Origin of the sequence: Shimia sp. R9_3 (assembly GCF_017743755.1) — a bacterium.
Classification (GTDB): Bacteria; Pseudomonadota; Alphaproteobacteria; order Rhodobacterales; family Rhodobacteraceae; genus Shimia.
The window spans coordinates 79,582-93,361 of record NZ_JAGHRP010000001.1 but is presented as its reverse complement, the minus strand read 5'-3'; the positions used below and the strand labels follow the sequence as shown (position 1 = coordinate 93,361).

Genomic DNA, 13,780 nt, shown 5'->3' with positions numbered 1-13,780 from the left:
GCTTCAATTAGACAGGAAGGATCAACCATAGCAAGTTATTCCTGCATGGGCGGCCAGGGCCGTGTTGCTTCGGCATCAATCCAGGCTTTGATCCATTCCGGGGCTGGCGGGGAGCTTTCGTTACGCCCCAGAGCCTCCATCACCTCTGCCGGTGGCACAATGCCTTGGCGGTTGGTGATCGCCGCACGATAGAGCGCGTGGTTGGCGCATTCGCCGTTCTGCTTCCACATGGATTGCTCAATGTAGACAAAGCGGTCGTCCCAATAGGCCGTCCGGCTGCGCATTTCGATTTTCTCAAAAGTCCGGATACGCCGGCGATAGCGCACCGTGGCCCCGGCCATCGTCATGCTCCATTTGTTTTTGCGCAGGACAGGGACCAACCCAATGCGGCTGGCCAGAGGAATGCGTCCCAAATCAAACAGCGTCAGGGTGCGGCCGTTGTTAAGCTCCATCCACAGGTCAATGTCAGAGGGCCAGCAGCGGTGCTCGGACACATGTGTGCCGGTCAGCGGCAGAGGTGTGGCGTTGCGGTATTTGACCAACTCTTTGATCATGCGCATGACAGGGTACATGGGGCTCTCCTTTGCACGCCCTTCAAGGCTGCTTTAAACGGTTCGTCAACCGAGTTCCTCGCGTCAGTCTTGTGCTTTTTGCGCTTGGTGCTTAACTGTGGGCCAATCGCAGCAAAGGAGCCCTCCATGATGGCAATTTACGGTCCGCTGAGACTGATCCTGGACATCGCCTTCTTCTTTATGTTGGCGCATATCATCATGAGCTGGCTGATCAATTTTCAGGTCTTGAACCTTCGTCAGCCAATCGTGGCGCAAATCTGGACCGGTCTGAACCGTTTGCTGGAGCCGATCTATGAGCCGGTGCGCCGGGTGCTGCCTGACACGCGCCCGCTGGATCTCGCGCCGCTGGTGGTCTTCGTGATCATCATCTCGCTGCGTGACTATATCCTGCCGTCCATCCTTCTGGGCTAAACGCACGCTTCGGGCTTGAGCCTGCTTGGGCACTGTGGGACAACTGCGCAGAGCAGATTGCCCAGATAAACAAGGTGAACAATGCGGGCTGCCAGCACCGTTCTCAGTGATGTTTTCGGCTTTGACGCATTCCGCCCCGGGCAGGAAGAGATCGTCAGCGCCGTGGCCCAAGGCGAAGACGTCCTGGCCATCATGCCGACAGGCGGTGGCAAATCTCTGTGTTTTCAATTGCCTGCGCTTTTGCGCGAGGGGGTGACCGTTGTCATCTCCCCGCTGATCGCCTTGATGCGCGATCAGGTGCGGGCCTTGCGGGAAACCGGGGTAGAGGCCGGTGCGCTGACCTCCGGCAACACCGATGAGGAAACCGCACAGGTCTGGGAAGCGATCGAGGCGGGGCGGCTGAAGCTGCTTTATATTGCGCCCGAGCGCCTTGCCTCCGGTGCCGCGCTGGGCATGTTGCGCCAGATTGGCGTCAGTCTGATTGCCGTGGATGAAGCCCACTGCGTCAGCCAATGGGGCCATGATTTCCGCCCGGACTATCTGCGCATCGGAGAGCTTCAACAGGCGCTGAATGTCCCGATTGCCGCCTTCACGGCCACCGCCGATGCGGAAACCCGCGATGAAATCATCGAACGGCTGTTTGCCGGGCGCACACCGCAGGTCTTCCTGCATGGGTTTGACCGCCCCAACCTGCATCTGGCCTTTGCCGCCAAGGACAATCCGCGCCGTCAGATCCTGCAATTCGCCGCTGCGCGCAAAGGGCAATCCGGCATTGTCTATTGCGGCACACGCGCAAAAACTGAAAGCCTTGCCAAGGCTCTGCGCGAAGACGGGCATCAGGCGCTGTTTTATCACGGTGGTATGGATCCGCAGGAACGCCGCGAAACCGAGGCGACCTTTCAGCGCGAAGACGGGTTGATCGTGGTGGCCACGGTGGCGTTTGGGATGGGTGTGGACAAACCGGACATCCGCTGGGTGGCCCACGCCGACCTGCCAAAATCCATCGAAGCCTATTATCAGGAGATCGGCCGCGCCGGGCGGGATGGCGCACCGGCGGAGACATTTACGCTCTTTGGCCCTGATGACATCCGCCTGCGCCGCGCACAGATCGACGAGGGGCTTGCCCCGCCGGAGCGCCGCGCAGCCGATCATGCGCGGCTCAACGCGCTGTTGGGGCTGGCCGAAGCGCTGAAGTGCCGTCGTGAGCAGCTTCTGAAGTATTTTGGCGAAGATGAGGTCACTTGTGGCAAATGTGATCTCTGCGACACGCCGCCTGAGGTCTTTGATGGGACTGTCGCCGTGCGCAAGGCGCTCTCCGCCATTCTGCGCACGGGTGAGTGGTTTGGCACCGGGCACCTGATTGACATCTTGCTTGGCAATGAAACCGACAAGGTACGTGAGCGCGGTCATGATGCGCTGCCGACCTTCGGGGTGGGCGGCGAATTTGACAAACGCCAGTGGCAGGCGGTGTTTCGGCAGATGATGGGGCATGATCTGGTGCGTCCCAATCCGGAGCGTCACGGGGCTCTGACGATGACGGATCGCGCCCGTCCGGTACTGCGCGACGAAGAGACTGTGGAGCTGCGCCGCGATACCATCCGCGTCACCTCCCGCAAACCGGCGGCCAAAACTCTGGTCAGCGAAGAAAACGCGCCGCTGATGTCTGCGCTCAAAGCCAAGCGTCGCGCCTTGGCCGAAGCCGCCAAAGTGCCAGCCTATGTGATCTTCAATGACCGCACCTTGGCCGAAATGGCCGAAGCGCGGCCCGGGGATCTGGACGACATGGCGCGGATCAGCGGTGTGGGGGCCAAAAAGCTCGCAAACTATGGCGATGCGTTCTTGGAGGTCATCAACGGCGAAGCCGAACAGATGCACCCCAGCCGCCGCAAAATCGCCGGTCGTCAGGATGCAGACCTCTATGACCAGCTGCTGGAGGCGCAATCGCGCCTGATGCGGGGGCCAAACGGCATCGACAAACCGATGAGCTGCTCCGCCTCCCTGCTGGCCAAGGTCGCCAGCCTGAAGCCGCGTACCTCGCAAGACATGGAGCGCCTGCTCGGAGATCGCCGCGCAGATCGTTTTGGTGCCGCCTTTCTGGACGTTCTGCATCAGGCAGATTAGATAGATTCTAAATCAGATGGAGCTGCCGCATGCTTGTTGTAATTTCACCGGCCAAACGCCTGAATTGGGATGCTGTCGAAGGGCCCACCACCGCGCCTGACTTTCAGGAAGATGCGGTGCGTCTGGCCAAGACAGCGCGCAATCTAACTTTGGGTGATTTGCGCAAGCTGATGGATCTGAGCGATGATCTGGCACGTCTGAACCGCGATCGCTTCAAAGCGTTTGAAGCCGAACCGGACGCAGAGGCAACCCGCCCCGCCGTGCACGCCTTTGCCGGTGACACTTATGTGGGTTTGGACGCTGGCAGTCTGGAACAGGATGAAATGGCTTGGGCGCAGGACCATCTGCGCATCCTGTCCGGTCTTTACGGTGTGTTGCGCCCGCTGGATGCGATCCAGCCCTATCGCCTTGAAATGGGCAGCCGCCTGAAGACCCGCCGCGGCGCGTCGCTTTATGATTACTGGCGGACCGGCCCGGCTAAGGCGCTGCGCGCGCAGGCAGAGGCCATGAACACCGACACACTTATCAACTGCGCCAGCCAAGAGTATTTCGGGGCGGTGGATCTCAATGCACTGAAGATGCGCGTGATCACCCCGGTCTTCATGGAGGAGCGTGATGGCAAAGCCAAAATCGTCTCTTTCTTTGCTAAAAAAGCCCGCGGCTCCATGGCGCGCTTCATGATCCACAATCGCATTCAGGACCCAGAAGGCCTCAAAGGTTTCGACTACGGTGGGTATCGCTTCCAGGAAGATATGTCCGAAGGTGACCGCTGGGTCTTTCTGCGCGACTACCCCGAGGCGGGCTGATCAGATCAGCTCGCAATCGCCTCGGAATTTGACTCAAACGGATCGAGGGTTTCTTCAGGGTGCATCTCTGAAATCACCTTGAAAATCTCAGCCTTGCGCAGGGGTTTGGTCAGATATCGATCCAACCCGTGGCTCAACACATGCTCTTCATCGCCTTCATTGGCCAAAGCGGTGAGGGCGACAATCGGCGTGCGGCGATTGTTGTTGTTGGCTTCCAGCTCACGGATTTTTTGCGTGGCCTGGGTGCCATCCATCCGCGGCATGGAAATATCCATGAAGATCAGATCAGGCGAATAGGAGATATATTGCTCCACCGCCTCGACACCGTCATGGGCAAACATCAGCTCCAGATCGAGAGATTTGAGCAGTTTTTCCAGCACCAGACGGTTGGTTTTATTGTCTTCGGCAGACAGCACGCGCATGCGCCGACGCGCGGTTGCGCCTTTGCCGTTGTTGGGGCTGGCCTCTGCCGCTTTTGCAATGCCAAGGTTGAGCTCAGCGCGCGAGCCGGGCTTGGCCAGAACACTCTTGATCAGGCCCAGATCATCGGCATCCCCGAAGGCTTTTGGATCCGAGCTCAACGCAACAATTGGTGTGGCAATCCCCTGCGCGCTCAGCTCTGTGTTCAGCTGCTGCGCATCAATGCCGCCCGCCGCGTGATCAGCCAGAATCAAATCCACATGTTGGGCCAACAGCATGACCTGCGATTGATCAGTGCAGATCGTGACGGTTGCCCCCATCTGTTCCAGCTGTTTCTTCAGCAGGTCGCTGTTCACCTCGGTGTCAGATGCCACCAGCACATGCTGCACATTGTCCGGCAGCGGCACCGGCAGGTGATCGCAGTTCTCGTCAATTGGAAGGGTCAGACGGAAGCCAAAGGAAGTGCCCGCACCCACAGTGGATTCCACCCAGATTTCGCCGGACATGAGATTGACCAGCTGTTTGGTTAAAGCAAGGCCAAGACCGGTGCCTTCGAACTCGCGGTTCTGGCTGGTGTCGACCTGATTGAATTCGCCAAAGATGTGATCGAGCTGCTCTTCGGCAATCCCGATCCCGGTGTCTTCAACGGTCACATGCACCACGGCGTTTGAGCCATCGTTGGTGATCACCCCAACCACGCGCACAAGGATGTGCCCGGTGTGTGTGAACTTCACACCGTTGCCAATGAGGTTTGTGAGGATCTGGCGCAGCCGCGCAACGTCGCCCACAAACTGGGTTGGCAGGAAGAGGTCGTAATCCACCAGCAGCTCCAGCCCGCGCTCACGTGCGGAGACCTGATGCAGGGTCATGACCTCATGGATGCAGCGCTCCAGATCGAAGGTCTCATTGCGCAGACCGACGTTTTCCGCCCCGAGTTTGGAATAATCCAGAACATCGTTGATGATCGACAGCAGCGCTTCGCCGGAGTTCTTGATGGTGGAGGCAAACAGACGCTGCTCTTCGGTGAGCGTGGTGTCCATCAACAGGCTGGCCATGCCCACAACACCGTTCATCGGTGTGCGCAGCTCGTGGCTCATGTTGGCCAGAAACGCAGATTTCGCCTGGCTGGCAGCTTCCGCTTCCTGACGCGCCCGCTCCAGTTCTGCTTCCTGGCGTACTGTGTCGGTGATGTTCATCGCAAGACTGGCACGATCTTCGCCAATATTGCGGTGATCGATCAGCTTGAGGAATTCCTCATTCCACAGCTGCACAATCACCGGCTCAGGCTCTTCATGATGCCAGCGCTGCTGCATCATGTTGCACCAGTCGTCCGGCGAGGTGTCCTCAAGCACAAAGAGGCCCTCATGCGCCGCAAATTCCATGATTTCGTTGTAAGAAATCCCGGGCTTGATGTGCTCTGCGCCTTCAAAGATCGCCAGGTAGCTTGGGTTGGCGGCAATCATCTTGCCGTTTTCGTCAAAGAAGGCAAAGCCATCGCGGATGGTGGAAAGCGAATGCCAGAGCCGGTGTTCTGCCTGTTCAGCGCGCTCCTGGGCGTTTTCCAAATCCGTGCGGAATTTTTTGTTCTCTTTGGTGACGGTCTTGACGGTCTCGCGCGCTTCGACAATCTCGTTTGCCAGCTGCGCAGCATGTTTGCCCAGCTTACGATTGGCCGCATAAAGCTCGCGCTTTTTTAACTCTAACAAACGTTCTGCAGCCAAACGAGCACGCCGTTCGTCAGCAAGTTTTTGCGTCAGCGACATTCGCCGATCCTCAAGCCGTATTTTCCTGAGAGCCATATTTCAGACTGTCCGTGAACATCTGCTTAACTCCGCCGCGGCGTTATCGCCGTTGCAATGCGTGATTGCGCCGTGGCACCATCAAGTCATTGATTGTTGGAGATTAGAATGCTTCGGATTTTAGCGATTGGGCTTTTCGCCCTGACCGGTACAGCGGCGGCAACGCAGGAAAGTTATGTGCCCGAACGTCGGGTGGTGGTGAGTCGCGATGTCGATTTCTACGGCGCAGACCTGCAGAACCTTTTTGACACCACATATGCGGCCTGTGTGGAGACCTGCTTGAACAACCCGCAATGCGTTGCGTTCACGTTCAACCGCCGCTCAAACGCCTGCTTCCCGAAATCCGAAATCAACGAGCGCCAACCCTATGAAGGGGCGCTCTCTGCGGAGATCTTCAACGCGTCTGCAGACCTGCTGAGCACAGCACAAGACCGTGCCAAGGATTTGAACTTCCTGAGAGAAAGAGACCTATTGTCGGCCAAGGAGTTGGCGGCCAACATCGGGCGCACCCATGCCGGTGGTCGCTGGGGCGTTGAAGAGATGCTCGCCGCCGCGAGAGACCGTCGGGCGGAGGGCAACTTCCTGAGCGCGATGCGCTGGACGGGGGCCGCCTTGAGCAAAGCGGATCGCAGCGATCTCTGGCTGGAGTATGCGCGGCTCAATGCCAATCTTCAGGGCGACAGGGCGTCAGAAACCCGCCAATACAAAGAGCGCGCCTTTTTGGGGGCGCTGAACGCCTATCTGCGGGCGCAGTCGGGTCCGGAGCGTATCAACGCGCTTTTGCTGATGTCTGAGCAACTCGAAGATCAGGATCGGGGCAAAGCGGTGCTGCGCAGCCTGCGCTTGGCAGAGGCCATCAGCCCGCGTGACGATGTGATCACACAGCTAGAGGCTGCCATCGGGAAATACGGCTTCCGCGTCTCAGATCATCAGGTTGAGAGTGATATCGAAACCCCACGCCTATGTGCCGAGTTCAATGAGCCGCTCATTGAAACCGGGCAGGACTACACCCCGTTTGTGAAACTGCCGGATGCCCGCCTTGCATTGAATGTCGAGGAACAGCGCATTTGTGTCGAAGGACTGACACATGGTCAGGACGTCCAAGTTATGTTCCGCGCTGGCCTGCCTGCCAAAAGCGGGGAGACCTTGGTGCGCGACACCAATGTGCGCGCCTATGTGCGCGACCGCAGCCCAAAGGTTGCATTTTCCGGTCGTGCCTATGTGCTGCCGCGCAGCTCAGACGCCGGATTGCCGATTGAGACCGTGAATCTGGACGAGGTGGCGCTCACTTTGCAGCGCGTGAATGATCGCAACATCCTGCGCGCCATTCAGGATGGCTACTTCGGGCAGCCGCTGAGCTATTGGCAGATGGAAGACTTCGACCGCGATGTGGCTGAAACCGTCTGGACCGGCCGTGGTGAGGTTAAAAACACGCTCAACCAAACGATGACAACACGCCTGCCGATGGCGGAGCTGGTGGCGGGGCAGCCTGCGGGGGTTTATGCGCTCACTGCTGACCTGCCGGGCGCGGACAAATATGATGAATCCTCCACAACACAGTGGTTCCTGCTGTCAGACATTGGCATCTCCAGTCTGAGCGGAACCGACGGGCTGCATGTGTTTACGCGCCAGTTGTCAGATGCCGCAGCACTGGGCGCGGCGAAGGTACGCTTGCTTTCGCGCGCAAACCGCGTGCTGGCGGAAACGGTCAGCGATGCGGAAGGCTACGCGGTCTTTGACGCGGGGCTGACGCGTGGCACCGGCGGCGCATCTCCGGCGCTGGTCATGGTGCAGAAGGGCGAGGATTTTTCCTTCCTGTCGCTGACCGATCCGGCCTTTGATCTCTCTGACCGGGGCGTGGAAGGGCGGCCTGCCGCACCGCCGATTGATGTTTTTGTCACCACAGACCGAGGCGCCTATCGCGCCGGCGAGACCATCCATGTCACCGCCTTGGCACGTGGCGCAACGGCGCAGGCCTTGCCTGCCTTGCCGATCACCGCGATTCTGACCCGCCCCGATGGGGTGGAATACAGCCGACAGGTCTCCACCAACAGCGTGGCGGGCGGACATGTCTTTGCACTGCCACTTGGGGCAACCGTGCCGCGCGGGCGCTGGTCTCTGGATTTCAAGTCCGATCTGGAGGCGCCCGCTCTGGCGAGTGCAAAAGTTCTGGTCGAAGACTTCCTGCCCGAGCGGATCGATTTTGAGCTCACGCCGCCCGCGGCGCCATTTGACGCCAAAAACCCTGCGGCAGTGTCACTTGAGGCGCGCTATCTCTTTGGCGCACCTGCGGCCAATCTTGAGATCGAAGGGCAAGTAACCCTGAAGGCCCGTGACACGTTGGAGGGGTTCAAAGGCTTCCGGTTTGGGCGCTATGATGCGCCGTTTTACGGTCAAACCGCCTATTTTTCCGGGGATGAGACAGATGCGGCCGGTCAGGCAGACATCTATCTGTCCCTGCCTGAACAGGAGGCACAGGGCCGCGCGCTTGTCGCCGATGTTGCGGTGCGTGTGCTGGAAGGCTCTGGCCGCCCGGTAGAGCGACGCATCACACACCCTGTGGCCTCTGTGACACCGCTGATCGGGATCAAACCGCTTTTTGACGAAGAGGTGGTGCCGGAAGGCAGCAAGGCCAGCTTTGAAATCATCGCAGTGGATCCAAGCCTGCGCGCCACAGGAATGCCGGTCACATGGACAGTGAACCGCCTGCGCACGCGCTATCAATGGTATCAGCTCAATGGCGGTTGGGAGTGGGAGCCCGCCACCACGCGCGAAACCATTGCCAGCGGCTCCGCCACACTTGACGGTGGCCCGTTGGAAATTGGCGCAGATGTGGATTGGGGCCGCTTTGAGGTTGTGGTCACGCAAGACGGTGGGGAATATATCTCCAGCGCGATGACATTTGAGGCCGGTTGGTATGCCCCTGCGGATGCCACAGAAACGCCGGACACCCTCGAATTGTCACTTGATGCAGAGCGGTATCGCAGCGGGGACACCGCGCAATTGCGGCTGGTGCCGCGCTACCCGGGAACCGCGCTGATTTCGGTGATGTCCAACCGTCTGATCTCGATGAAAACCGTCGCTGTTCAGGAAGGCGAGAACCTGATCGATCTGGATGTGACCGATGAATGGGGCGCAGGGGCTTACGTGACCGCTTCGGTCATCCGCGCCGCAGATACGCCCGCAGGCCAAAACCCGGCCCGCGCCCTTGGGCTGAGCTACGCGCAGGTTGATTCAGAGGAGAAGCAGCTCGCGGTTTCCATCACCGCACCAGAGGTGATCGACCCGCGCGGACCAATGGATGTGGCTCTGAAGGTCGACGGCGTGAGCGCCAGTGAAACCGCCTTTGTCACTTTGGCAGCGGTGGATGTGGGCATACTCAACCTCACCAGTTTTGAAAGCCCCGACCCTTCGGCGCATTACTTTGGCCAGCGCCGTCTGGGCATGGAAATCCGCGACGTATATGGTCGACTGATCAACGGCTTGAGCGGCAATATGGGACGCCTGCGTTCCGGAGGGGATGCTACTGCGGCCACAGGGTTTGACGCGCCTCCCCCCACCGAAGAACTGGTGGCCTACTTTCAAGGTCCCATTCAGGTTGGTGCAGATGGCGCCGCAAATGTGCAGTTTGATATCCCCGAATTTAACGGCTCAGTGCGCCTGATGGCAGTGGCGTGGTCGCAAACCGGGGTGGGGCAGGCCGATGCGGAAGTGGTGGTGCGCGATCCGGTGGTGGTCACCGCAAGCCTGCCGCGCTTCCTTGCCCCCGGAGATCAGAGCCGCCTGCTGTTGGAATTTGTCCATGCAGAGGGCGCTGCGGGTCGGATGGGGCTGGATGTTGTGGCAGAGGGCGTGACGCTGGATGCCGCGCAAATCCCCTCAGGGTTTGAGTTGGCAGCGAAAGGCACTGCGCGGTTTTCTGTGCCGGTTGTCGCAGGTGAGATCGGAGATCACAGCCTGCGCGTTGTGCTCTCAACGCCGGATGGCAAACAATTGGTCAAATCGCTCACCTTGCCGGTGCGGGCCAATGATCCGGCTGTGAGCGAAACCCGCCAGATCAGTTTGGCATCCGGCGACAGCCTCACTCTTGGTGCAGATGTGTTCGCCGATCTGCGCACAGGCTCGGCTGAGGCGGTCCTGTCCACTGGCGCTTTGGCGCGCTTTGATGCGCCGGGTCTGTTGCAGACGCTGGATCGCTATCCCTACGGCTGCACAGAGCAGGTGACCTCTCAGACGCTGCCGCTTCTCTATTTTGAAGATGTGGCAAGCGCGCTGGGCATGGGGGTGGATCGCGATCTGGACAGCCGCATCGCAGAAGCCATCGAGCTGGTCCTGACGCGGCAGGCCAGCAATGGCAGCTTTGGTCTCTGGCGTCCCGAATCCGGCGATTTCTGGCTGGATGCCTATGTCAGCGATTTCCTTTCTCGCGCACGGGCGCAGGGGCACGTGGTGCCTGATCTCGCCTTCAAACAGGCGATGAACAACCTGCGCAACCGCGTGAACTATGCACCGGACTTTGACGCAGGCGGCGAGGATCTGGCCTATGCGCTTATGGTTCTGGCGCGCGAAGGGGCGGCAGCCATGGGCGATCTGCGTTATTATGCGGATGTGAAGGGCGACGCTTTTGCGACGCCTCTGGCAGCGGCGCAACTTGGCGCGGCACTGGCGCTCTATGGCGATCAGACGCGGGCGGATGACATGTTCCGCACCGCCGCGCGCAAGATCGCAGCACAGGTCGGCCGCGAAGAGGCCGCGCTCTGGCGGGCGGACTACGGCACCAATTTGCGCGATATCGCAGGCACCGTTGCGCTGGCCGTGGCGGCGGGCAGCGAGGCTTTGGATGCCAACGGGCTTGCGCAGCAGGTGGCCTTTGGCAGTGAGACACCCTCCACCCAAGAGGCGGTCTGGTCGCTGATGGCGGCGCATGCGCTGATCGAGGATGAACGGCCCAGCGGATTGACCCTCAACGGGCAGCCGCTGAACGGGCCGTTGTTGCAGCGGTTCACGGACCAAGACCTGTCTCAGGAGATCGCGCTGACCAACACAGGAGAGGCCGCGCAGTTGGTGACGCTGACAACGCTTGGCGTGCCAACCTATCCGGCTGAGGAGCGCAGCTATGGCTACCGCATCGAGCGGCAGTATTTCTCTGTAGAAGGGCAGGCGGTTGACGTGCGGCAGGTGCAGGCAGGTGAACGGCTGGTCGCGGTTTTGACGGTGATACCTTCCGGTGAAGGTGGCGCGCGTCTGATGGTGAATGATCCGCTGCCTGCGGGCTTTGAAATCGACAATCCCAACCTGCTGGCAGGCGGTGACCTGCGCAACATGGACTGGTTGCAACCGGTCGAAGCCGCCAACACCGAATTCCGTGCGGATCGGTTTCTGGCGGCTGTCGACTGGCGCTCGGCGCAGTCGTTCCAGCTGGCCTATATGGTGCGCGCGGTCAGCCCCGGTGAGTATCACCACCCGGCGGCCTCTGTGGAGGATATGTATCGCCCGCAATACCGTGCCAATACCGCCGCATCTCGTCTGACCGTGACCGAATAACATGCGGATGCTGCCTGTTTTTCTGGTGTTCACGCTCCTGCTTCTGGCGGGGGCGCGGGACGCTTTTGATCAATGGGTGGCAGAGACAGAGCTGCCAAATCTTCTGGCCGACACCTCGGTCGAGGTGGTGGATCGCAAAGGGCAGCTCCTGCGGGCCTATACAGTTGACGGCGGGCTTTGGCGGCTGGGGGCGCAGAGCGACGCGGTAGACCCGCTCTATCTTGAGACCTTGCTGGCCTATGAGGACAAGCGCTTCTGGTCCCATCAGGGGGTAGATGCGTGGGCGCTGGCCCGCGCCGTGGCGCAATCTGCGTGGTACGGGCGGGTGGTGTCCGGAGGCTCCACGCTCACCATGCAGGTGGCGCGGCTGATTGAGGATTCCGGCACCGGGTCCTGGGCGGGAAAGCTGCGCCAGATCCGACTGGCGCTCGCGCTGGAGCAGCATCTGAGCAAGCGGGAAATCCTTGATCTTTACCTCACTCATGCGCCCTTTGGCGGCAACCTCGAAGGCATACGCGCGGCCACCCTGTCTTGGTTTGGCAAAGAGCCTCACAGGCTGACATCTGCGGAGGCAGCGCTTCTGGTCGCGCTGCCGCAAAGCCCCAATGCGCGGCGGCCAGACCGCAACCCTGAAGCCGCTGAGGCCGCGCGGGAACGGGTGCTTTGGCGCGCAAAGACCGCTGGGGTGCTGGATCAGGAAGGCGTAGACGCGGCTTTGATGACCCCTGTGCCAAAAGTGCGGCGGGCCTTTCCCGCTGTGGCGATGCATCTGGCAGACCGCGCCAAGGCGGCGGCCCCAGCGGCCGCGCGGCATCAGGTAACGGTGGATCGCACTTTACAGACCTCGCTTGAGGCACTGGCGCAGGAGGCTTTGCGCGGCCTTGAGGGGCGGGTGTCGATCGCCATGGTGGTGGCAGATCATCACAGCGGTGAGATCCTGGCCTCCGTTGGGTCCGCAGGTCTGACACAGGCGGACGCACGGCAGGGATTCATTGACATGACCCGCGCCAAACGCTCGCCTGGATCAACGTTGAAACCTTTGGTTTACGGCCTGTCCTTTGACCGTGGTTTGGCCCATCCCGAAACCCTGATTGCCGATGTGCCCACCCGATTTGGCCGCTATGCGCCACAGAATTTTGATGGCCGGTTTCGCGGCGCGCTGCGCGTGCGGGAGGCTTTGGCGCAGTCGTTGAACATTCCGGTGGTCATGCTCACGGATGAGTTGGGACCAGCCAATCTGATGGCCGCGATGCGGGCTTCGGGCATGGCTCCGGAGCTGCCCGGTGGCACAGCTGGCCTCGCGGTGGCGCTGGGCGGTGTCGGGGTCTCTCTGGAAGAGCTGGTGACGCTTTACGCGATGATCCCCCAAGGCGGTGTCGCGCAACCACTGATCTGGCGGTCGGGGCAGGACACCCCGCCACAGCAGCGCGTGATCAGCAGACCGGCGGCCTGGCATCTGGGCGATATACTCTCGAAGATTGCCCCACCCGCAGGCGCACCGCGCAATGGCTTGGCCTATAAGACCGGCACCAGCTATGGGCATCGGGACACTTGGGCCATCGGTTTTGATGGGCGTCATGTGGCCGGTGTCTGGATCGGGCGACCCGATGGCACGCCGGTGCCGGGCGCTTTTGGCGCAGAGATCGCGGCCCCTGTGCTGTTTGATGTGTTTCAGCGGGTGAAGCCCGCGCTTGATCCCTTGCCAGCCCCACCGCCGGAAACGCTGATCGTCAGCAACGCCGCCCTGCCTGAACCGCTCAAAACATTTCGCGGCCGCAACGCTGTCTTTGAGCGCAGCGAAGAAGCCTTGGAAGTGGCCTTTCCTCCGGAAGGTGCCAGACTTGCCGGCGCGCGGGACGGCATGACGATCAAGGTCAAAAATGCAGCCTTTCCGGTGACCGTCTTGGCCAACGGTGCGCCAGTGGCGAGCGGAGTGCGTCGGGGGGATGTGACCCTGCCCGCGACAGGGCGGGGCAGCGCGACAATCACCGTGATTGATGCGCGCGGACAATCTGATCGCATCACCGTCTGGATCGACTAGCGCACAAGATCAGTCATTTTGGGAAACATGTGTGTCGCATCTTTTTTGCGGCCTGATCGCGACGGG

Annotated in this window: 7 protein-coding genes; 5 read left to right on the top strand and 2 right to left on the bottom strand. The window is 60.5% G+C overall.

What is annotated here, in order from left to right:
- Positions 1-35 precede the first annotated feature (35 nt).
- Positions 36-572 carry an acyl-CoA thioesterase gene (locus J7412_RS00350; RefSeq protein ID WP_209075970.1) on the bottom strand — a complete coding sequence of 179 codons (537 nt, stop codon included), beginning with the start codon at positions 570-572 and terminating at the stop codon, positions 36-38.
- 126 nt (positions 573-698) lie between these two features.
- On the opposite strand from J7412_RS00350, the gene J7412_RS00345 reads away from it, so the two are divergent.
- From J7412_RS00345 to yaaA, 3 genes are all read left to right on the top strand, one after another.
- Positions 699-983, top strand: coding sequence for a YggT family protein (locus J7412_RS00345; RefSeq protein WP_209057751.1), 285 nt, complete (start codon positions 699-701; stop codon positions 981-983).
- Positions 984-1,064: 81 nt separating this feature from the next.
- Positions 1,065-3,104 (top strand): DNA helicase RecQ, encoded by a 2,040-nt coding sequence (recQ, locus tag J7412_RS00340; RefSeq protein WP_209075968.1) that lies wholly within the window; start codon positions 1,065-1,067, stop codon positions 3,102-3,104.
- Between the two features lie 29 nt (positions 3,105-3,133).
- On the top strand, positions 3,134-3,910 hold the full coding sequence (gene yaaA, locus J7412_RS00335) for a peroxide stress protein YaaA (protein ID WP_209075966.1): 777 nt from the start codon (positions 3,134-3,136) through the stop codon (positions 3,908-3,910).
- A gap of 5 nt (positions 3,911-3,915) precedes the next feature.
- On the opposite strand, the gene J7412_RS00330 is transcribed toward yaaA, so the two are convergent.
- Positions 3,916-6,093: a response regulator gene (locus J7412_RS00330; RefSeq protein WP_209075964.1), complete on the bottom strand. Its 2,178-nt coding sequence runs from the start codon at positions 6,091-6,093 to the stop codon at positions 3,916-3,918.
- Between the two features lie 144 nt (positions 6,094-6,237).
- Here J7412_RS00330 and J7412_RS00325 point away from each other — a divergent pair, with 144 nt between their 5' ends.
- Together J7412_RS00325 and pbpC are read left to right on the top strand one after the other, a co-directional pair.
- Positions 6,238-11,673 carry an alpha-2-macroglobulin family protein gene (locus J7412_RS00325; RefSeq protein WP_209075962.1) on the top strand — a complete coding sequence of 1,812 codons (5,436 nt, stop codon included), beginning with the start codon at positions 6,238-6,240 and terminating at the stop codon, positions 11,671-11,673.
- 7 nt (positions 11,674-11,680) lie between these two features.
- Positions 11,681-13,714, top strand: coding sequence for a penicillin-binding protein 1C (gene pbpC / locus J7412_RS00320; protein ID WP_247743739.1), 2,034 nt, complete (start codon positions 11,681-11,683; stop codon positions 13,712-13,714).
- The last annotated feature ends 66 nt before the right edge of the window (positions 13,715-13,780 follow it).

Coding starts and splice junctions, on each gene's coding strand:
- J7412_RS00350 (WP_209075970.1), bottom strand. CDS start 572: ATGTACCCTGTCATGCGCATGATCAAAGAGTTGGTCAAATACCGCAAC.
- J7412_RS00345 (WP_209057751.1), top strand. CDS start 699: ATGATGGCAATTTACGGTCCGCTGAGACTGATCCTGGACATCGCCTTC.
- recQ (WP_209075968.1), top strand. CDS start 1,065: ATGCGGGCTGCCAGCACCGTTCTCAGTGATGTTTTCGGCTTTGACGCA.
- yaaA (WP_209075966.1), top strand. CDS start 3,134: ATGCTTGTTGTAATTTCACCGGCCAAACGCCTGAATTGGGATGCTGTC.
- J7412_RS00330 (WP_209075964.1), bottom strand. CDS start 6,093: ATGTCGCTGACGCAAAAACTTGCTGACGAACGGCGTGCTCGTTTGGCT.
- J7412_RS00325 (WP_209075962.1), top strand. CDS start 6,238: ATGCTTCGGATTTTAGCGATTGGGCTTTTCGCCCTGACCGGTACAGCG.
- pbpC (WP_247743739.1), top strand. CDS start 11,681: ATGCTGCCTGTTTTTCTGGTGTTCACGCTCCTGCTTCTGGCGGGGGCG.